Origin of the sequence: Bacillus sp. FJAT-18017, assembly GCF_001278805.1 — a bacterium.
In the GTDB taxonomy this organism is placed as follows: Bacteria; Bacillota; Bacilli; order Bacillales; family Cytobacillaceae; genus Bacillus_D.
Genome location: NZ_CP012602.1, coordinates 165,001 through 185,591 on the forward strand (window position 1 = coordinate 165,001; position 20,591 = coordinate 185,591).

The window sequence follows — 20,591 nt, forward strand, 5'->3', positions numbered from 1 at the left end:
ACCCCGCTCGACTTGCATGTATTAGGCACGCCGCCAGCGTTCGTCCTGAGCCAGGATCAAACTCTCCAATAAAGAGTGAGTGATTAGCTCATAAAGTTACGTTGGCTGATGACCGAAGTCATCAAAATATTATTGTTTGTTGACGCTTGTTTGTTTAGTTTTCAAGGAACAATCTTTTAATGTATCGCGTAACAGCGACTTTATTAATATACCATTCACAACTCGATAAGTCAACACTTTTTTATATCTTTTTTACTATGAATATATGTTCAACTTATGCTGCGTTTGTGATTATAGCAACATTCTGGTTTTACTGCAATAGCTTTCGAAAGAATAGTTAGTTCCGAAAATTCAAGATAATTCTACTTAGATTGATTACAATATAAAACCGGTCAGATGAGCCGTTACACTAAGGATACTCCCAATATTCACGTATTTAGACAGCCATTAAAAAAGGAGCAGAGGGTTTTCCCACCCTTTGCTCCTCTCTGCTTATTCTGAATTGGTCTACTCCTCGGATCCTTCATCTGAATCTGTTTCTGAGGATTCTACAGGTTCATCTAATTCGATTACTTCTTTTACTGTTACAGTTTCATCGGGATGGGCTGCATCAATCACTGACTCTGGCAGTTCCAAGCCGTCCTCATCCTTTTCGTCCTCGCGTTCGACTTTTGCAACAGTTGCAACACTTTCATTTTCTTTAATATTAATCAGCTTTACGCCAATTGTATTCCGGCCTACCTTCGAGATACTATCAACCGGAATTCTTATCAGTACTCCACCTGTGGTAATAAGCATAAGATCTTCTTCACCTGTGACAGTCTTCATAGAAACAAGGTGGCCATTTTTACTTTCAATAACATTGGCCGTCTTGATTCCTTTTCCGCCTCGTCCCTGAATGCGGTATTCAGCTGCGTCGGTCCGTTTACCGTAGCCCTTACTTGTAACGACGAGGACCTCTGAATCATCCTCAAGAACTTCCATTCCAATGACTTCATCATCAGAATCGAGCGTAATACCTTTTACCCCCGTTGCAGTTCTCCCCATGGTCCTGACATCTGTTTCAGCAAAACGTATCTGCATGCCTTTCTTCGTGGCGATGACTATTTCTTTTGAACCATCTGTCATTCTAACAGAAATCAATTCATCACCTTCGCGAAGATTCAGGGCAATAAGACCATTGTTACGGATATGCGCAAATGAAGATAAAGGCGAACGTTTTGAAATTCCTTCTTTCGTGGTAAAGAACAGGAACCAGTCATCAACAAATTCTTCTACAGGAATAATGGCATTAACCCATTCGCCTTTTTCAATCCCCAATAGGTTAATAATAGGGATCCCTTTTGCAGTCCTGCTGAATTCAGGAATTTCATATCCCTTGGTTTTATACACCTTCCCTTTATTAGTAAAGAATAGGATAGTGTTATGAGTTGAAGTGGTAATTAACTGTTCTACGAAGTCATCTTCATTCGTCCCCATGCCCTGGATACCTCTCCCCCCACGTTTTTGCGCACGGTAGGTTGAAGCAGGCAGGCGTTTAATGTAGCCATTATGGGTCAAAGTTAACACGACAGTTTCGACAGGAATCAAATCTTCATCCTCAATGTGCTCGAGACCGCCAGAAGCTATTTCTGTCCGCCTTTTGTCATTAAAGCGCTCTTTAATTTCTGTCAGTTCATCACGGATAATTTGGAGAAGCTTTTCTTCATCAGCAAGAATTGCCTTATACTCAGCAATTTGTGCCATTAGATTTTGGTATTCCTCTTCAATTTTTTCCCTTTCCAGTCCTGTCAGGCGCTGGAGCCTCATATCGAGAATTGCCTGTGCTTGCTTTTCGGAAAGATTGAAGGTAGAAATTAAGCCCTCACGAGCGATATCAGTTGTCCTGGAGTTTCGAATTAACGTAATGACTGCATCAAGATGATCAAGTGCAATTCGCAAACCTTCGAGAATATGGGCGCGTGCTTCCGCTTTACGCAACTCAAACTCGGTCCGGCGTCTGATTACAACCTTCTGGTGATCAAGATAATATGTTAAGCATTGCTTAAGATTTAGAACTTTCGGATGCCCATTAACAAGCGCCAGCATATTTATGCCAAAGGTTGTCTGCATGGCTGTTTGTTTGTAGAGATTATTAAGAAGGACATTTGCATTTGTGTCCTTTCGAACCTCAATGTAAATCCTCATCCCCCGCCTGTCGGATTCGTCCCGAAGATCCGTAATGCCATCGATTCTCTTTTCACGGACGAGCTCGGCGATCTTCTCTATAAGCTTTGCTTTATTTACCTGGTAAGGAAGTTCTTTTACAATGATGACTTCCTTTCCATTCTTAAGCTGTTCAATTTCTACCTTAGCACGTATGGTAATAGAACCCCGGCCGGTTTCATAGGCCTTGCGTATCCCACTTCGGCCTAGAATAATACCGCCTGTTGGAAAATCAGGGCCAGGGATGGTTTCCATAAGCTCCGGAATGGTAATATCCGAATCCTTACTAACTGCAAGAACACCATCAATGACCTCACCCAGCTGGTGAGGCGGAATATTAGTTGCCATTCCCACCGCAATACCTGTTGTTCCATTAACCAGGAGATTAGGGAAGCGTGCAGGGAGGACAACAGGTTCTCTTTCTTCACCATCATAGTTGTCCTGATAATCTATTGTATCCTTGTTTATGTCCCTTAATAACTCCATCGAGATTTTTGACATTCTCGATTCAGTGTAACGCATGGCCGCGGCCGAGTCTCCATCCACCGAACCGAAGTTCCCATGGCCATCAACTAACATATACCGCTGATTGAAATCCTGCGCCATACGGACCATGGTTTCATAGACAGCCTGGTCACCGTGCGGGTGGTATTTACCGATTACGTCACCAACGATACGAGCTGATTTTTTATATGGTTTATCAGAATGCATTCCAAGGTCATGCATTGCATACAGAATCCGGCGGTGTACCGGTTTGAGGCCATCCCGTACATCGGGCAGGGCCCTTGAAACGATAACACTCATCGCATAATCAAGGAATGATGATTTCATTTCTTGGCTTATATTAATTTCCTCTACACGAGAGTTTTCAAAATTAGCCATCAGATAACCCTCCACTTAAGGAACAAGCGGCTAATAGATGAATTACCTATCAAGCACTGCCATCCTTAACAAATTAAAAACCGTAATTTTATTAAAAAGCAGGATAGACTGCCAATCTATCCTTGCGTTTTAAGTCATCCAGTTTAGTCTTGCATTAAATATCCAGATTCTTTACATATTGGGCATTTTCTTCAATGAAGTTCCTGCGAGGTTCTACTTTATCTCCCATCAGGATTTCAAATGTTTCATCCGCCTCAATCGCATCGTTCAGGCTAACCTGCAACAATGTCCTTACAGATGGATCCATAGTCGTTTCCCATAACTGATCGGGGTTCATTTCTCCCAAACCCTTATAGCGTTGTACATTCGGCCTAGGCGTTGCCGGCAATTCGGACATGACCTTTTCAAGCTGTTTTTCGTTGTACGCATATTCGATCTTTTTGCCCTGCTGGATTTTATACAAAGGCGGCTGGGCAATGTAAATATAACCAGATTCAATGATTGGGCGCATATATCGGTAGAAGAACGTCAATAATAAAGTTCGGATATGGGCTCCATCAACATCCGCATCTGTCATAATCACAACCTTGTGATAACGGGCTTTGCTTATATCAAAATCTTCGCCAATTCCAGTTCCAACAGCTGTAATAATCGCTCTGACCTCATTGTTGGACAAGATTTTATCAAGCCTTGATTTTTCAACATTGAGGATTTTACCGCGCAGAGGCAGGATTGCCTGAAAATGGCGGTCACGGCCCTGTTTGGCTGAACCTCCTGCAGAATCTCCCTCAACGATATAAATTTCACTTTCAGATGGGTCTTTGGAAGAACAATCTGCGAGCTTTCCGGGAAGGCTTGACACTTCTAGGGCACTTTTCCTTCGTGTTAATTCACGTGCCTTTTTGGCCGCGAGCCTAGCCCTTGCCGCCATGAGGCCCTTCTCGACGACTTTTCTGGCGACGTCAGGGTTTTCCATCATGAACTGCTCAAATTTATCGGCAAATACTGTATCAGTAATGGCCCTAACCTCGGAGTTACCTAGCTTCGTCTTTGTCTGTCCTTCAAATTGGGGATTAGGATGCTTAATTGAAACAATTGCTGTTAATCCCTCACGCACATCGTCCCCAGAAAGATTCGTATCCGCTTCCTTAAAGATTCCACTCTTTCGGGCATAGTCATTTATAACTCTCGTCAAGGCAGTTTTAAAGCCGAATTCGTGTGTACCGCCTTCATACGTGTGGATATTGTTTGCGAAAGAATAAAGATTCCCGGTATAGCCATCGTTATATTGCATGGCAACTTCCACATTTACTCCATCACGGCCGCCTTCCATATAAATCGGCTCGTGGATGGCTTCTTTCGTTCTGTTCAAATGCTCAACATATGACTTGATGCCGCCTTCGTAGTAATACTCATTACTCTTATTTTCTACCCGTTTATCTTCAATGATAAGCCGGAGACCGCGGTTCAAGAAAGCAAGTTCCCTAATCCTGTTAGCCAGGACATCGTATTCATATTCAAGTGTTTCAGTAAAAATTTCCGGATCGGGTTTAAAGTGTACTGTAGTACCGGTACGGTCGGTTTCTCCTATAACCTTAAGATCGTTCGCAGGGACACCACGCTCAAATTTCTGATAATGAATCTTTCCGTCCCTGTGTACATATACTTCAAGAAATGTAGATAGCGCATTAACGACAGAGGCACCAACACCATGGAGGCCTCCAGATACTTTATATCCGCCGCCGCCGAATTTACCGCCCGCGTGGAGAACCGTCATAATAACTTCAACAGCTGGCCTTCCCATCTTTTCATGGAGTCCAACCGGGATACCACGGCCGTTATCTATTACTGTAATACTATTATCTTCTTCAATGATGACTCTAATTTCATCGCAATAGCCAGCCAAAGCCTCATCAATACTGTTGTCGACAATTTCCCAGACCAAGTGGTGAAGTCCTTTGCCGCTTGTAGAGCCTATATACATTCCCGGGCGCTTCCTTACCGCTTCCAGACCCTCTAGAACCTGTATTTGATTGGCATCATAGGCTTGTTCCTTAATCATATCTTGTTCCATAGCCAAACCGGTCACCTGCACTTTCAATACTTTTGTTCCCATCGGTAGGGATTGTCCATTCTTTACGAATAATAAAATGCTCAACTTTTCCCATAAACCAGCTTGAAAAAGTCCTTTTTTGTGCATTTAAATTTATAATCTATATAAAGTTCATTTCAATAATCCTGTTTTCCCTTGTATGAACGTTTTTTTAATGTACTTGAAGCAAGAGGGGATAGGTAGACATTTTTCTCGGTAATAACTACCGATTTAAATGATCCTTTAGAGAGGTTAATGCTTTTGCCGGTTTCAGGAACAACAGCACTATCCTTATCGATGATCGCGATAATTTCACTGGCTCTTACCATATGATCCTCACCAATATGAATGTACATAAATACCTCAATTCCTTTTTAGAATTTCACCGGCATTGACAACAAAAGTTGAAGCCTCTTTCATTGTTTGATGATCTATCCCTTCTATGCTTGTCGTTGTTACAAACGTTTGGACCTTACCGGCTATCGTATTTAATAAATGGGATTGGCGGTAGTCATCCAGTTCTGAAAGCACGTCATCAAGCAATAATATGGGGTACTCACCTATTTCGGAATGAATCAAATCTATTTCAGCAAGTTTAACAGAAAGCGCGGTTGTCCGTTGCTGTCCCTGGGATCCAAAAGTCTGTACATTTCTCCCGTTTACATAAAATGTGACATCATCCCGTTGTGGTCCAAATAACGTCGTCCCTCTTTCCATTTCCCTCTGTTTGACCTTGGTGAATTTCTCTTGAAATACTTCTATCATTTTCGACAAGTCTTGGCCTTCTAATACATTAACAGATGGCTCGTAACGGATTTCAAGCGTTTCAGTACCCCTGGATATTCCTTTATGGATGGGCTGTGCCCACTTTTCAAGAATCCTTAAGAATTCAAATCGCTTAATCGTTGTTTTGACTGCCGCTTCTATGAATTGTTCAGTCAGGATATCAAGCATTGTTTCATCGCTGGATCTTTTAATTTGCAGCATTTTCAAGTAATGATTTCGCTGCTGCAAAATTTTCATATATTGGCTGACACCATGCAAATAGACAGGTGAAACCTGCCCAATCTCCATATCTATGAAACGCCTGCGTACCTGCGGACTGCCTTTGACGAGATTCAGGTCTTCAGGAGCAAACATGACCACGTTCATATTGCCGATATATTGGCTCAGTCGCTGCTGTTCAATGTGGTTGAACCAAGCTTTTTTCCCTTTTTTGGATATAACTAGCTGCATGGGGATTGAACCGTGTCGCTTTTTGATTCGTCCTTCTATTTTAGCATACTCTGTATCCCAGCGAATAAGATCTTTATCATTTGTGGTACGGTGTGATTTTGCCATAGCCAGGACATAAATGGATTCCATAATGTTTGTCTTCCCTTGGGCATTTTCCCCTAGAAAAACATTCACTTTGTTTTCAAAGTCGATTGATATGTCCTTATAATTCCGATAATTTTTTAAAGCAAGCTGTTCAATATGCATATAAACATCCTTTAAGATTCTCTAAGGACAAACTCGCCAAATCCAGGAATCTTCACTTTATCCCCATCCCTTAGCTTTCTGCCTCTCCTTTGATCCTGCTCACCGTTAACATACACCTTGTGCTCACCAAGGAACCATTTGGCCATGCCTCCCGTTTGAATGACATCCGCAAGCTTAAGGAACTGTCCCAGTGTAATATAGTCTGTATCTATTTTTATTTCTTCTCGCATATTGTCCACTCTTTTCCGAAATGGTTTAGCTAGAAAGTATCAATACTTTATTTTACTAAAAATTTGGCTTAGTTACAAAGAATTCAAAGAAATTTAGGATAACCCCAGTAATTTCCTTTTATTTGAAAATCTAATTATAAATCTTATGCACCTGGTGACACTACTCCGGGAATTTCCGTACTCACCCCAAATTGCTGGAGTTGTGTCACCTTCCAATTGCAAGAAAAGCCGCCAGGATTAACCGGCAGCCTCTTACCTAAGCATACATACTAATAAGTTCTAACTGGAAGGATAAGCTGGAGTATTGATTCATCATGAATCGGACGAATTACAAAAGGCCTCATCGCTCCAGTAAAGCTAATTTTTATATCTGTTCCCTCAAGGGCTTTAAGAGCATCCATTAAGTATTTTGCACTGAAGGAAATTTTTAATTCCTCTCCTTCAACAGATTGTCCCTGTATTTCTTCAACTACTGTTCCAATTTCAGGTGTATTTGAGGAAACCTCCACTATGTTGTCTGAAAGTGTGGAAAATTTAACAACATTATTCCTTCCTTCTTTGGCGAGCAAGGAAGCACGATCAATCGCATGAAGGAAATCCTTTGTAAACAAGACAACATCCGTTTTACTTTCTGAAGGAATCAGTCTGGAAGTGTCAGGATAGTTTCCTTCAAGGAGTCTTGAGAAGAATAAGACATGCTTTGATTTAAATAAAACTTGATTCTCTGTAATGACAATGTCTACTGGTTCATTTGTGTCTGCAATAATCTTACTCAATTCAGTCAGGCTTTTACCAGGTATCACAATGTTATAGGTTTCATTGTTCTCCGTTTCTACACGGGCCTTTCTTAATGCCAGGCGATGGGAATCTGTTGCAATACAGGTTAATTCATTATTTTCCATCTTCCAGTTTACACCTGTCAAGATAGGGCGTGTTTCTGAGACGGACACTGCGAAAACAGTTTGGCGAATCAATGCTTTTAATAAATCTGCTGGAATCCTGAATTTGTTATCTTCCTCAATTTGTGGAAGGTGAGGATATTCCTCTGCATCTAGTCCATTAAGATTAAATTCGGATTTTCCTGAACGGATAACAGTCTGAAGCTGATTTTGCACTTCAATTTCCACAGTATCAGTAGGGAGTTTTTTTACAATCTCACTAAAGAACTTTGCCTGGAGGACAATCGCTCCCGGCTGTTTAATTTCAACAATTTCATCCCCATCTTCTTCTTTCGGAATGAAAGATTGAATAGAAACGTCAGAATCACTTCCAGTGAGAGTGACACCTTCTTCTCCGGCAACAATCTTTATACCTGTCAGAATTGGAATTGTGGTTCTCGATGTAACTGCCTTCATTACATCATTCACGCTTTGGACTAGATTGTCCCGTTGAATACTGAATTTCATTTTTATTCCCCCGATCGCGTCATAATTTTCTTGTAGATGAATATATTAATAAGTTCTTTAAAAATCGTAGAAGTACTAGTAGGCCCTGTGATTATGTGGATAAGTCTTTTTTTCAGAGGAAAGACAGTCTATCCACATGTGGATAGACTGTGTGTAACTGATAAGGACTTATCAACAAATACATTAAACCTTCAACAGCTCATTTAATTCTTTAACCTGCATCTGAAGCTGGACATCCGAAGTGAGTAGTTTCGAAATCTTTTCATGAGCATGAATAACGGTTGTGTGATCCCTGCCTCCGAATTCCTCACCAATCTTTGGTAGTGAGAAATCTGTTAATTCCCTGGATAGATACATTGCAACCTGCCGTGGGAAGGCAACCGATTTAGTTCTCTTCTTGGCTTTGAAATCCTCAAGTTTAATATTAAATTGCTGTCCTACAGCTTTTTGAATGTCAAGTATTGTAATCATTTTTGGTTTCGAATTCGGAATAATATCTTTCAAAGCCTCTGCTGCCAAATCAGCATTAATATCTTTATTTATTAATGAAGAATAAGCAACAACTCTAATTAAAGCCCCTTCGAGTTCACGAATATTGGAATCGATTTGGTTCGCTATATAGAGCATTACTTCATTCGGAATATCAAGTCCCTCTGCCTTGGCTTTCTTTCGAAGAATTGCAATCCGCGTTTCGAGATCCGGAGGGGTGATGTCCGTAATCAGACCCCATTCGAAACGGCTTCGGAGCCTGTCTTCGAGAGTCGGAATTTCTTTCGGCGGCCTATCGCTAGAGATAATTATTTGTTTGCTTTCCTCATGTAATGTATTAAATGTATGGAAAAATTCTTCCTGGGTGGATTCTTTGCCAGCCAGGAATTGAATATCATCAATTAAAAGTACATCAACTTTACGGTACTTATTACGGAATTCAATTGCCTTGTTATCGCGAATTGAATTGATGAATTCATTCGTGAACTTTTCAGAGGAAAGGTAAACCACCTTGGCTGACGGGTTATGTTCCAAAACATAATGACCAATCGCATGCATCAAGTGTGTTTTACCAAGTCCAACTCCACCATAAATAAACAGGGGATTATAGGCTTTAGCTGGAGCCTCTGCAACAGCAAGTGATGCTGCGTGGGCAAATCGGTTTCCAGATCCGATGACAAATGTATCAAATGTATATTTTGGGTTTAGCATTGTAAGAGGGATATCGTTATGTTCATCCTCTTTTTTCGCTTTTGTTTTGGAAAATTGCAAATCAAGTACATCATCATTTTGTACCTGAGGAATAATAAATTTGATTTCAAGTTCTTCTCCCGTAATTTCATAAAGTATTTCTGAGATTAACTGGGAGTAACGTTCTTCTAGCCAATCACGGGCAAATTCGTTCGGTGCCGTAATGATTAATGTATTACCTTGAAGTGCATGCGACTTGGTTGATTTAAGCCAGGTATCAAAGCTTGGTTTACTTATTTTCTTTTGTATACTGGCCAGAGCTTCATTCCACAAGTCCGAGATATTCTCCAATCTATTTTCCCTCCTTTTTTAGTAGAATAATAAAATTTCATGAAAAGCGAATATTTTGGTCACTGTTATACAAGGTGTATAACCCTGTTGTATAAATATTCAGGTGGTTGTAACTGTGGAAAAACATATAATAAGGAAAGAAGAAGGGGTTTCGACAATATCCTCTACCTGTGGACAATTTTCTACAACACCCTTGAATAACTGTCCACAAGTTATCCACAGTGTGTGGATAATCAATTTATCCACATTTAATTCGCAGAAGTGAAAACACAACTATAATATCAGAAAAAGATAAGGTGCGCAATGGTTTTAATAGATTATCCACAACAATAACAGGTTTGTTAACAAAATTTATCCACAATAAGAGAACATGTGAAAAACTTGTCAATAACCTCTTGAAAAGCTAAAAAATATGTCGGAAATTATCCACAGCATAAGTAGAGCGCTGGTTTTCTCTTTTTTCTGTGATGAAAAAAAGTAAAAAATACTTAGTCTTTTATTTTATTTACTAGGATTACGAAATGGTTTTGGCAAAGTGAGATATGAAGAAGTAAGTTTTGGAAGTTTGCTTGTTAATCTAAAATAACGCGGCTTATACTGGCGAAGGGATAGAAAGATTCCTTGCAATGCAGTTTGAAGAAAACCTGCTGCATGAAGTAGGTTTTCCGGATCATATATAGTAGCCAGGGTTTGTAAGTAAATTTATTTAGCTGCCTTACTGCCTTCAATAATTGATTCCTTTCTCCTATATATCCTATATAAATGACTGAATGGGATAGTTTAAATATTTCGTCGCGGGACGTTAGAATTGATTTGGTTCCTCACACTTAAGAATTCGAATCTACCTATATTAGTTCAATTCAAATAAGAGTTGAGGAGTTGAACATTGTTGGAAGAAGTATGAAAAACCCAAACAATAGTTGACAATTGGCAGGGGACCTCTCTATAATAATTAAGACTGTCTCAACAAAAATTATTTCTAAAATATCCAGACTGTCTTTATAAGCAATTAAGCAATTCCTCAGGGAGGTGTCATAGAATGAAAAGGACTTACCAGCCAAATAAAAGGAAACATAGCAAAGTTCACGGTTTCCGTAAGCGTATGAGCTCTGCAACCGGCCGCAAGGTAATTGCACGCCGTCGCCAAAAAGGAAGAAAAGTATTATCAGCTTAAGCCACTGACCGTCTCAGTGGTCTTTTTTTCTATTTAGAGGAAAATAGGATAATTGGTTTATTTTCGATCGGTCTAGATTATCGGTTGATTTGGAATAGAGAGTTCTATTAAAGGTTAGGATGACACTTAGGGATGGGCTGTAATTAGTCCGGAGTGAAGGTGTGCGTATGAAAAAGGGATACAGAATAAAAGAGAATAAGGATTTTCAGCAGGTTTTTAAAAAGGGACATTCAACAGCCAATAGGCAGTTCATTGTTTACGTCTTAAAAAAAGAAGGACAAACCAATTTTCGAATTGGCCTATCAGTGAGCAAGAAGATAGGGAATGCTGTGGTTCGTAACCAGGTTAAAAGATACATACGTCAGTCGGTGTTTGAAGTGAAAGACGGACTCGCAAATGGTTTTGACTATGTCATTATAGCCAGGAAACCTGTTGCTGATATGGACTTTTTTGAGGTCAAAAAAAGCCTTGTGCATGTATTGAAGCTTGCAAAGGTATTGAAAAGGGACTATTCCTATGAAAAAAATTGAAAAGTTGCTCATATATGCAAATTTTGAAAGCACTTCAGGGGAAAAAATGATAGAATGATTCAGATAGCGTCTCTTTAATAGTATGTATGGGTTTTCCCACCAATATAACCATCCGTTTTAAGGAGGAAATTTCGGTTGAGTAAACGAATATTCACGTTTATTGGTTTGTTTTCATTTGTTCTTTTCTTAACAGGTTGTACCGAGGTAAACAAGCCGATAACAGCAGAGAGCACAGGTTTTTGGAATGAGTACATTGTCTACCCGCTTTCTTGGTTAATTATTGAGGGAGCAGAATTATTATGGGGGAGCTTTGGGTTATCGATCATCGCCGTAACTATTTTGATTCGTCTGGCTATCCTGCCCTTAATGATTAAACAGACAAAGAGTACAAAGGCAATGCAGGCTTTGCAGCCAGAGATGAAGAAGCTTCAAGAGAAATACAGCTCCAAAGACCAGAAAACACAGCAAAAATTGCAACAGGAAACAATGGCATTATTCCAGAAACATGGTGTCAATCCAATGGCAGGGTGTTTCCCGTTATTTGTCCAGATGCCGATATTGATTGGTTTTTACCATGCAATATCAAGGACGAGGGCAATTGCGGACCATAACTTCCTTTGGTTCGACCTAGGGGATAAGGATCCATATTATATCCTTCCGTTAGTAGCTGGCCTGACTACATTTATCCAACAAAAAATGTCAATGGCCGGAATGCCGGACAATCCTCAAATGCAGATGATGCTTTGGATGATGCCGCTTATGATTATTATATTTGCGATTAATTTCCCGGCAGCCCTTTCTCTGTACTGGGTAGTAGGGAATATCTTCATGATTGTCCAAACATATTTCATTAAAGGGCCGGACTTGAAAAAGGCGCAAGCCTCCGGCAACGCGGGGGGAGCTAAAAAGTGAAACAGATAACTGCCAGCGGACAAACCGTTGAAGATGCAGTACAATCAGCACTTGCTCAGTTAAACACCACGAAAGAACGTACAGATGTTGAGATTGTTGACGAAGGTAAAAAAGGGATTTTCGGTTTCGGCTCGAGACCGGCAATTGTAAAGGTAACAGTAAGAATTGATCCGCTAGAAGAGGCAAGAAAATTTCTATATCAGGTGGCTGAACAAATGGGAGCCCCAATTGAAATTGAAACAATTAAGGATGGCAAGCATGTAACATTTGTTCTCTCTGGAGAAAAAATTGCATTATTGATTGGTAAAAGGGGCCAGACTCTCAATTCCCTGCAATATTTGACTCAGTTGGTCCTTAACCGATTCTCGGAACAATATTTAACTGTCATTCTGGATGCTGAGGATTACCGGAATCGGCGAAATGAAACACTTATCCAGCTTGCTCAGCGCCTTGCACAAAAGGCAGTGAAAACTGGTAAGAACGTAACACTTGAGCCTATGCCATCATATGAAAGAAAAGTGATTCATACCGCATTGTCAGAAAACACGAAAGTTAAAACTTATTCGGATGGTACCGAGCCTCATCGGCATATTGTGATTTCACCAATCCGTTAATTTTTATTAATATGGAAAACTCCTTGTCGGGCAGCTGGCAGGGAGTTTTTTTATGAAAAAAATTGTATTGAAGGGGTGTCTTCCTGGGGTGGACATATATCTTTTATTGATTTAAGGCAAAATAACATAATGGTTTCAAAAACTCCTACCATTCAGACGTGCTTTATTGTTATTCACATGTGGATAAGTTAAAATAAAACTTGTTGACTTTAACAGCTGTGGATAAGCAGCCTTTCGCAGCCAATCAAGCTATGGTATGCTACTATTTTGGTGTTTTAAACTAATGAGACTTCATTTAATAGATAAATGTATTGGACTATAAGAATAGAGGTGGATAATATGGAGTTTGATACGATTGCGGCAATATCGACCCCTATGGGTGAGGGAGCGATTGCAATAGTCCGTTTGAGTGGCGATGACGCTTTTTCAATTGCTGATAAAGTATTCAGGAACCCGGCCGGAAAAAGACTATCAATGGTTCCTAGCCATACAATCCATTACGGGCACCTAGTCGATCCAAAGACAGACTCAATTGTTGAAGAAGTAATGGTCTCCGCTATGAGGGGGCCTAGGACGTTCACAAGGGAGGATGTAATAGAAATAAACTGCCATGGGGGACTGGTCAGTGTCAATCGAGTGCTTCAGCTCGTATTGAACAATGGAGCCAGGCTGGCTGAACCAGGTGAATTTACAAAACGCGCCTTTCTTAATGGACGTATCGATCTATCCCAGGCGGAGGCTGTAATGGACTTGATTCGAGCAAAAACAGACAGGGCGATGAATGTAGCTCTTGGGCAGATGGAGGGGCGCCTATCACGCCTCATTAAAAGACTCCGCCAGGAAATCCTTGAAATACTTGCTCATGTTGAAGTGAATATAGACTATCCAGAGTATGATGATGTCGAAGAAATGACTCATACTATGCTGTTGGAAAAGTCCAATTATATAAGAGGCGAATTGCAAAGGCTTTTACAAACATCCCAGCAGGGTAAAATATTGAGGGAAGGGCTTTCGACGGTTATTGTAGGAAGACCGAATGTTGGAAAATCTTCTTTGCTGAATAGCCTTGTTCAGGAAAACAAGGCTATTGTAACGGATATTCCAGGTACAACCCGAGATGTCATTGAAGAATATGTCAATGTAAGAGGTGTCCCCCTAAGGCTGCTAGATACTGCAGGTATAAGGGAAACTGAGGATATTGTTGAAAAAATAGGTGTTGAAAGATCGCGCCAGGTATTGAAAGATGCAGATTTGATTCTGCTCGTCTTAAATAATTCCGACCGGTTGACCGATGAGGATCGGAATATTTTTAAGGCAACTGAAGGAATGGACACGATTATTATTGTCAACAAGACCGACTTGGAAAGACAAATTGATTTTACAGAGGTAGAGGCTCTTGCATCTGGCAGGAAAATCATAACGACTTCACTTATTGAAGATAAGGGAATTGAAGAACTTGAGCAAGCAATTGCAGACTTGTTTTTTGCAGGGGAAATAGAGGCTGGCGATATGACTTATGTCTCTAATAGCCGGCATATTGCATTAATTGGCCAGGCACTTCATTCGATAGAAGAAGCAATTGCAGGAGTGGAAATGGGTACACCCATTGATATCGTACAAATAGATTTGACTAGAGCGTGGGAACTATTGGGTGAGGTAATTGGGGAGAGTGTCCATGAAAGTTTGATTGACCAGCTCTTCTCTCAATTCTGCCTCGGTAAGTAAATTTTAATTTTAAAAGGAGGCAGCGTACATGCAATACGAAGCCGGAAATTTTGATGTGCTTGTCATCGGCGCGGGACATGCTGGCTGTGAAGCCGGTTTGGCGGCTGCACGGGTTGGTGCTAAAACGTTAATGATTACTATAAACCTTGATATGGTTGCCTTTATGCCTTGTAATCCATCAATCGGAGGACCAGCAAAAGGTATAGTAGTAAGGGAAATAGATGCCTTGGGCGGTGAAATGGGCAGAAATATTGATAAAACGTATATACAAATGAGGATGCTGAATACTGGTAAAGGTCCTGCAGTCAGAGCTCTTCGTGCGCAGGCTGACAAGTTTGCCTATCAGCATGAAATGAAAAAGACGCTAGAGAATGAAAAGAACCTTACCTTGCTCCAGGGGATGGTAGAAGAACTGATTGTCGAAGATGGTGTATGTACAGGTGCCATTACGAATACCGGAGCTATTTACCGTGCTAAATCAGTTGTCATTACAACAGGAACTTTCCTTCGAGGTGAAATCATTATTGGGGATTTGAAGTATTCAAGCGGTCCGAATAATCAACAGCCTTCCATTAAACTTTCAGAACACCTTGAACAATTGGGTTTTGACCTTGTCCGTTTTAAAACTGGAACACCACCACGCGTCCATGGTGGTACAATTGATTACTCTAAAACGGAAATTCAGCCTGGTGATGAAACACCCAAGGCGTTTTCTTATGATACAACGAAATATATCACTGATCAGCTTCCATGCTGGTTGACTTACACAAGTGAAAATACACATCGAATTATTGAAGAAAATTTACATCGTTCCCCGATGTTTTCCGGTATGATAAAAGGGTCAGGTCCTCGCTATTGTCCATCTATAGAGGACAAGGTAGTCCGGTTCAATGATAAGCCCCGCCATCAAATCTTTCTTGAGCCAGAGGGCAGAAACACCGAAGAGGTATACGTCCAAGGCCTTTCAACAAGCCTTCCAGAGGATGTACAACACCGTATTATAAGAACTGTCCCTGGTTTGGAAGAAGCGCAGATGATGAGAGCTGGATATGCTATTGAGTATGATGCGATTGTACCGACACAGCTATGGCCGACTCTAGAAACAAAAACAGTAAAAAATCTCTATACAGCTGGGCAGATTAATGGGACTTCCGGATACGAGGAGGCTGCCGGCCAAGGATTGATGGCAGGCATTAATGCTGCTCTAAAATCTCTTGGAAGGGAAGAACTAATCCTAAGCCGATCCGATGCTTACATTGGTGTAATGATAGACGACCTTATAACAAAAGGGACAAACGAACCGTACCGGTTGCTAACATCAAGAGCTGAGTACAGGCTGTTGCTTCGCCATGATAATGCTGATTTGCGTTTGACTGAAATTGGCTATCAAATCGGGCTTATTCCTGAAGAACGCCATGAAAGATTCCTGCAAAAAAAATCGGCTGTTGAAGCTGAAAAGAAACGGCTTTATTCACAAATTATCAAACCAACGCCGGACGTCCAGGAGCTTATTCGCAATCTTGGCGGTAGTGAGTTAAAAGATGGTATTCGAGCATCTGACTTCCTTAAAAGAACCGAGGTTGCATACAGCACTATAGAATCTATCATTCCCCCGGAAATACACTTGGATGAAGAGGTAAAGGAACAAGTTGAAATTCAGGTAAAATACGAGGGCTACATTGAAAAATCGCTTCAGCAGGTCGATAGGCTTAAAAAAATGGAGAATAAAAAGATTCCCGAGAATATTGATTATGATGCCATTTCAGGGATTGCAACGGAGGCCCGCCATAATCTGAAGCAGGTTAAGCCACTTTCCATTGCCCAGGCATCCCGGATTTCGGGAGTGAACCCTGCTGATATCTCTATCCTATTGGTTTACCTGGAAAATGGCAGGGTTGCAAGGGTTAAGGCAGAATAAGAGTGGAGTTGGAATAATGAATAGTGAAAAGTTTAGTAAGTTGCTTGGAGAAAAGGGAATAACTCTTTCCTCCCAGCAACTGGGCCAGTTCGAAACCTACTATGAAACGTTGGTTGAATGGAATGAAAAGATGAATCTCACTGCAATAACGGATAAAGATGAAGTGTTTCTTAAGCATTTCTACGATTCTCTTTCAGCTGCATTTTATTATGACTTTTCCAGGCCGCTGGCTATTTGCGATGTTGGAGCAGGAGCGGGTTTTCCGAGCATCCCCATTAAAATTGCCTACCCTAACCAAAAGCTAACGATTGTCGACTCTCTTAATAAGCGGATTTCCTTCCTCGAGCATTTGGCAAAGAAACTAGAACTTGAAGATGTTGCTTTTATCCATGACCGGGCTGAGACCTTCGGAATCAAGCCTGAGCATCGGGAGCAATATGATGTTGTAACTGCCAGGGCAGTTGCAAGGCTTTCTGTGTTAAGCGAGCTCTGCCTACCACTTGTGAAGCCAGGCGGGGATTTTATCGCAATGAAAGCTGCTAATGCAAAAGAGGAACTGCATGCTGCGGGTAAGGCTATTGCTGTCCTTGGTGGACGGACAGTGGAAAGCCATTCCTTTCCATTGCCTATTGAGGAAAGTGAACGGTCTATTATTGTAATTAGAAAAGAAAAGCCAACTCCAAAAAAATATCCAAGAAAGCCAGGAACCCCCAATAGGGCACCTATAGAATAGAATGCTACTTGGCCGGATGGGTTCTGGAAATCAGGGTTGTCAGATCAAAATGAAGGAATTTTGTTAATATAGAGAGAATTAGTTAAAGGGAGTATCAAAAGGTGGTGCTGGAAAATGAAAACTTCTTTTTCACGTTTTTTTAGCAGGGGCGATAAAAATGAGCAGCATGAGCTTGACGAAGAAATTGCATTGGATTCCGATTCATCCAGTGAAGAAATAAAAAAAGTTAAGATTGATTCCATCATTCCCAATCGTTTTCAGCCAAGGACAGTTTTTGATGATGAAAAAATAGAAGAATTATCCCGGACTATCCATATGCATGGCATAATCCAGCCCATAGTAGTCAGAGAGCTTGAGGAGAATAGTTTTGAAATAATCGCCGGTGAGCGAAGATGGCGTGCCATGAAAAAGCTCGGTTGGGAAGAAGTGCCGGCTATTATCAAGAAAATGTCGGACAGGGAAACAGCCTCGGTTGCATTAATAGAAAATTTGCAGCGTGAGGAATTAACTCCGATTGAAGAAGCAATTGCTTATGGGAAGCTGCTTTCTCTTCATAATCTTACACAGGAGGCATTAGCTCAAAGACTTGGAAAAGGACAATCTACAGTTGCGAATAAGCTCAGGCTGCTAAAACTGCCACAGGAAGTCCAAGACGCTCTTTTGAATAAAGATATATCAGAGCGCCATGCCCGTGCCCTTATTCCTTTAAAGGACCCTGTAAAACAGGTCGAGGTTCTCCAGGAAATCATCGAGCGAAACCTGAATGTTAAGCAGACTGAAGAGAGAGTCATCAAGTTAATAGAGCCAACTGCCCAAAAACCCAAGCCTAAAAGAAAAGCCTTCAGTAAAGATTTAAGGATTGCTGTTAATACGATTAGACAATCTTTATCAATGGTATCAGATAGCGGTATTCCCCTTAATGCTGAAGAAGAAGAATTTGAAGAGTATTATCAATTTACAATTAAGATTCCAAAGAAAAAGTAAAAATGTCACACAGCCCTGCATGATATGTGCAAGGCTTTTTTCTTTGAGAAAGATTATATTGTTAATGTTTAGTCAACAAATGAAAGAGTTCTTTGAAAGGACCTATTCTTAAAATTAGGAGACAGCAATTTTTTAAACTAGTAGGGGCCCCTCTTCCCGAGCCAAATTTAAAGCAACAAAGCTCGACTTTTTGCGAATGTACGTTCTTGTATTCGGACGTTATCATCCTTATAATAATAAAGAAAGTAATACGTTGGTTCATAAGCTGTTAATGCTCAGAGCCAACTCTTGTACCTTTAAGGGAATCGAGGATGGGCCCAATTATGTTTATACCGATCCATTTTCTTAGGATATTAGCCAAAAACCAAAGTCTGCTACCATTAAATCCAAATGAATGAATAATTAAGATATCAATCTCTTTTATGTGTTTTTTAGTTATTTTGAATAGGCAATATTTTAAGAAAAAACCTCCAATCTCTGCATTTCATGTTAAAATAGATAGCATGGCATCTTGCCAGTATCTTTTTTATATTTATTTTTAAAGGGTAGGTGACATCGTGGGCAAAGTTCTTGCGATCGCGAATCAAAAAGGAGGCGTCGGTAAAACGACAACCTCTGTCAATCTGGGCGCCTGCTTAGCATACATAGGTAAAAAAGTTTTGATGGTTGATATAGACCCTCAGGGAAATGCAACAAGCGGAGTCGGCGTGGAAAAGGCCGATGTTTCCCAGTGTATATATGATGTACTGGTTGATGATGTTGAGGCAAAGGCGGCAATTATCCCAACCGCTGTTGAAAATCTTCATGCCATTCCTGCAACTATCCAGCTTGCCGGGGCTGAAATTGAACTCGTTCCGACTATTTCGCGCGAAGTCCGGCTAAAAAGGGCTCTTGAGGAAGTAAAGGACGATTATGACTATATCATTATCGACTGTCCCCCATCCCTCGGCCTTTTAACCTTGAATGCTCTTACAGCATCAGATGCTGTCTTGATCCCAGTGCAATGTGAATATTACGCATTGGAAGGCCTGAGCCAATTGCTTAACACAGTCAGGTTGGTTCAAAAACATTTAAATCAAAACCTTAAAATTGAGGGTGTCCTCCTAACCATGCTTGATGCAAGGACGAACCTCGGAATTCAGGTTATAGAAGAAGTTAAGAAATATTTCCAGGATAAAGTCTATAAAACAATCATTCCACGGAATGTACGCCTAAGCGAGGCTCCGAGCCATGGGGAGCCCATCATTATCTACGATCCTAAATCCCGGGGAGCTGAAGTTTACTTAGACCTCGCAAAGGAAGTGGTTTCTAATGGCTAAAGGTTTAGGAAAAGGGCTAGATGCCTTTTTTGGGAATATTGAAGTGAAAAAAGAAGAATCAGTTCAAGATATTAATATAAAAGAATTGAGGCCAAATCCTTACCAGCCTCGGAAACACTTTGAAAAAACAGCGATTGAAGAATTAAAGGATTCCATTCTTGAACACGGAATACTTCAGCCTCTTGTTGTACGTAAAAGCATTCGCGGCTATGAGATTGTTGTTGGGGAACGGAGGTTTAGGGCTGCACGGGAGGCTGGCCTTGAATCAGTTCCTGCAGTTGTTAGGGAACTTTCAGAACAGCAAATGATGGAGCTGGCTGTCCTTGAGAATCTTCAGAGGGAAGATTTGAATCCTATTGAGGAAGGAGCGGCCTACCAGACATTAATGGAAAAGCTTGACCTGACTCAGGAGGAGGTAGCTAAACGGCTTGGGAAGAGCAGACCTCATATCGCCAACCATATCCGCCTTCTATCGCTTCCACAAAAGATCCAGCAGCTAATTTCTAACGGAACAATCTCCATGGGTCATGGCAGGGCATTACTGGGTATTAAACAGAAAGCTAAGCTGCCGCTTCTCGTTGAAAAAACAATAAAGGAAAACCTTAATGTACGCCAGTTGGAGAAATTAATTCAACAATTAAATGAAATTGTTCCACGTGAAACAAAGAAGCCTCTTAAGAAAAAGGATATGTTTCTTCAAGAACGTGAACATCTGCTCAGAGAGAGATTTGGCACCACAGTTCATATTAAGAAAACAAAAAATAAGGGGAAAATTGAAATAGAATTTTTCTCTCAGGAAGACTTGGAAAGATTATTAGAGCTCCTCGGCTCCGATATTTCAGAATAATAAGCCAT

The 20,591-nt window shown here is 40.8% G+C and carries 17 protein-coding genes and 1 rRNA gene (1 of these 18 running past the window's edge); 10 read left to right on the forward strand and 8 right to left on the reverse strand.

The features are described from left to right. The 8 genes from AM500_RS00885 to dnaA form a co-directional block, all read right to left on the reverse strand. Window positions 1-72 (reverse strand): 16S ribosomal RNA (locus AM500_RS00885); it reaches 1,479 nt to the left of the window's first position. 435 nt (window positions 73-507) lie between these two features. Beyond that, complete coding sequence (gyrA, locus tag AM500_RS00890) at window positions 508-3,087, reverse strand: DNA gyrase subunit A (protein ID WP_053597519.1); 2,580 nt, start codon at window positions 3,085-3,087, stop codon at window positions 508-510. Between the two features lie 154 nt (window positions 3,088-3,241). Further along, entirely contained in the window at window positions 3,242-5,149 is a 1,908-nt protein-coding gene (gyrB, locus tag AM500_RS00895; RefSeq protein ID WP_442853998.1) for a DNA topoisomerase (ATP-hydrolyzing) subunit B, read from the reverse strand. Window positions 5,150-5,316: 167 nt separating this feature from the next. Further along, window positions 5,317-5,535: an extracellular matrix regulator RemB gene (remB, locus tag AM500_RS00900; protein ID WP_053597520.1), complete on the reverse strand. Its 219-nt coding sequence runs from the start codon at window positions 5,533-5,535 to the stop codon at window positions 5,317-5,319. A 7-nt stretch (window positions 5,536-5,542) separates the two neighbouring features. Further along, window positions 5,543-6,661, reverse strand: a complete 1,119-nt coding sequence (gene recF / locus AM500_RS00905) for a DNA replication/repair protein RecF (RefSeq protein WP_053597521.1) — start codon at window positions 6,659-6,661, stop codon at window positions 5,543-5,545. An 11-nt stretch (window positions 6,662-6,672) separates the two neighbouring features. Continuing rightward, a complete protein-coding gene (gene yaaA, locus AM500_RS00910; protein ID WP_043934289.1) occupies window positions 6,673-6,891 on the reverse strand; it encodes a S4 domain-containing protein YaaA in 219 nt (72 codons plus the stop codon). Between the two features lie 269 nt (window positions 6,892-7,160). Beyond that, window positions 7,161-8,297, reverse strand: coding sequence for a DNA polymerase III subunit beta (gene dnaN / locus AM500_RS00915; RefSeq protein WP_053597522.1), 1,137 nt, complete (start codon window positions 8,295-8,297; stop codon window positions 7,161-7,163). A gap of 183 nt (window positions 8,298-8,480) precedes the next feature. Further along, complete coding sequence (gene dnaA, locus AM500_RS00920; RefSeq protein ID WP_043934287.1) at window positions 8,481-9,827, reverse strand: chromosomal replication initiator protein DnaA; 1,347 nt, start codon at window positions 9,825-9,827, stop codon at window positions 8,481-8,483. A 1,039-nt stretch (window positions 9,828-10,866) separates the two neighbouring features. Between dnaA and rpmH the strand changes: the two genes are divergently transcribed. The 10 genes from rpmH (at window position 10,867) to AM500_RS00970 (ending at window position 20,583) form a co-directional block, all read left to right on the forward strand. Continuing rightward, window positions 10,867-11,001 carry a 50S ribosomal protein L34 gene (gene rpmH, locus AM500_RS00925; RefSeq protein WP_043934286.1) on the forward strand — a complete coding sequence of 45 codons (135 nt, stop codon included), beginning with the start codon at window positions 10,867-10,869 and terminating at the stop codon, window positions 10,999-11,001. Between the two features lie 167 nt (window positions 11,002-11,168). After that, on the forward strand, window positions 11,169-11,531 hold the full coding sequence (gene rnpA / locus AM500_RS00930) for a ribonuclease P protein component (protein ID WP_053597523.1): 363 nt from the start codon (window positions 11,169-11,171) through the stop codon (window positions 11,529-11,531). Between the two features lie 135 nt (window positions 11,532-11,666). After that, a complete protein-coding gene (gene spoIIIJ, locus AM500_RS00935) occupies window positions 11,667-12,443 on the forward strand; it encodes a YidC family membrane integrase SpoIIIJ (RefSeq protein ID WP_043934284.1) in 777 nt (258 codons plus the stop codon). Beyond that, window positions 12,440-13,057, forward strand: coding sequence for an RNA-binding cell elongation regulator Jag/EloR (gene jag, locus AM500_RS00940; RefSeq protein WP_053597524.1), 618 nt, complete (start codon window positions 12,440-12,442; stop codon window positions 13,055-13,057). The genes spoIIIJ and jag overlap by 4 nt, the downstream gene beginning before the upstream one ends. A 339-nt stretch (window positions 13,058-13,396) precedes the next feature. Further along, window positions 13,397-14,782 (forward strand): tRNA uridine-5-carboxymethylaminomethyl(34) synthesis GTPase MnmE, encoded by a 1,386-nt coding sequence (mnmE, locus tag AM500_RS00945; RefSeq protein WP_053597525.1) that lies wholly within the window; start codon window positions 13,397-13,399, stop codon window positions 14,780-14,782. A 28-nt stretch (window positions 14,783-14,810) separates the two neighbouring features. Continuing rightward, window positions 14,811-16,700 carry a tRNA uridine-5-carboxymethylaminomethyl(34) synthesis enzyme MnmG gene (gene mnmG, locus AM500_RS00950; RefSeq protein WP_053597526.1) on the forward strand — a complete coding sequence of 630 codons (1,890 nt, stop codon included), beginning with the start codon at window positions 14,811-14,813 and terminating at the stop codon, window positions 16,698-16,700. A gap of 16 nt (window positions 16,701-16,716) precedes the next feature. Beyond that, window positions 16,717-17,433: a 16S rRNA (guanine(527)-N(7))-methyltransferase RsmG gene (gene rsmG, locus AM500_RS00955; protein WP_053597527.1), complete on the forward strand. Its 717-nt coding sequence runs from the start codon at window positions 16,717-16,719 to the stop codon at window positions 17,431-17,433. A 114-nt stretch (window positions 17,434-17,547) separates the two neighbouring features. Then, on the forward strand, window positions 17,548-18,417 hold the full coding sequence (gene noc, locus AM500_RS00960; protein WP_053597528.1) for a nucleoid occlusion protein: 870 nt from the start codon (window positions 17,548-17,550) through the stop codon (window positions 18,415-18,417). 557 nt (window positions 18,418-18,974) lie between these two features. Continuing rightward, window positions 18,975-19,736 carry a ParA family protein gene (locus AM500_RS00965; protein ID WP_043934278.1) on the forward strand — a complete coding sequence of 254 codons (762 nt, stop codon included), beginning with the start codon at window positions 18,975-18,977 and terminating at the stop codon, window positions 19,734-19,736. Continuing rightward, window positions 19,729-20,583, forward strand: coding sequence for a ParB/RepB/Spo0J family partition protein (locus AM500_RS00970; protein WP_053597529.1), 855 nt, complete (start codon window positions 19,729-19,731; stop codon window positions 20,581-20,583). Before AM500_RS00965 ends, AM500_RS00970 begins: the two co-directional genes overlap by 8 nt. Window positions 20,584-20,591: the final 8 nt, after the last annotated feature.

Coding starts and splice junctions, on each gene's coding strand:
- gyrA (WP_053597519.1), bottom strand. CDS start 3,087: ATGGCTAATTTTGAAAACTCTCGTGTAGAGGAAATTAATATAAGCCAA.
- gyrB (WP_442853998.1), bottom strand. CDS start 5,149: ATGATTAAGGAACAAGCCTATGATGCCAATCAAATACAGGTTCTAGAG.
- remB (WP_053597520.1), bottom strand. CDS start 5,535: ATGTACATTCATATTGGTGAGGATCATATGGTAAGAGCCAGTGAAATT.
- recF (WP_053597521.1), bottom strand. CDS start 6,661: ATGCATATTGAACAGCTTGCTTTAAAAAATTATCGGAATTATAAGGAC.
- yaaA (WP_043934289.1), bottom strand. CDS start 6,891: ATGCGAGAAGAAATAAAAATAGATACAGACTATATTACACTGGGACAG.
- dnaN (WP_053597522.1), bottom strand. CDS start 8,297: ATGAAATTCAGTATTCAACGGGACAATCTAGTCCAAAGCGTGAATGAT.
- rpmH (WP_043934286.1), top strand. CDS start 10,867: ATGAAAAGGACTTACCAGCCAAATAAAAGGAAACATAGCAAAGTTCAC.
- rnpA (WP_053597523.1), top strand. CDS start 11,169: ATGAAAAAGGGATACAGAATAAAAGAGAATAAGGATTTTCAGCAGGTT.
- mnmE (WP_053597525.1), top strand. CDS start 13,397: ATGGAGTTTGATACGATTGCGGCAATATCGACCCCTATGGGTGAGGGA.
- mnmG (WP_053597526.1), top strand. CDS start 14,811: ATGCAATACGAAGCCGGAAATTTTGATGTGCTTGTCATCGGCGCGGGA.
- rsmG (WP_053597527.1), top strand. CDS start 16,717: ATGAATAGTGAAAAGTTTAGTAAGTTGCTTGGAGAAAAGGGAATAACT.
- noc (WP_053597528.1), top strand. CDS start 17,548: ATGAAAACTTCTTTTTCACGTTTTTTTAGCAGGGGCGATAAAAATGAG.
- AM500_RS00970 (WP_053597529.1), top strand. CDS start 19,729: ATGGCTAAAGGTTTAGGAAAAGGGCTAGATGCCTTTTTTGGGAATATT.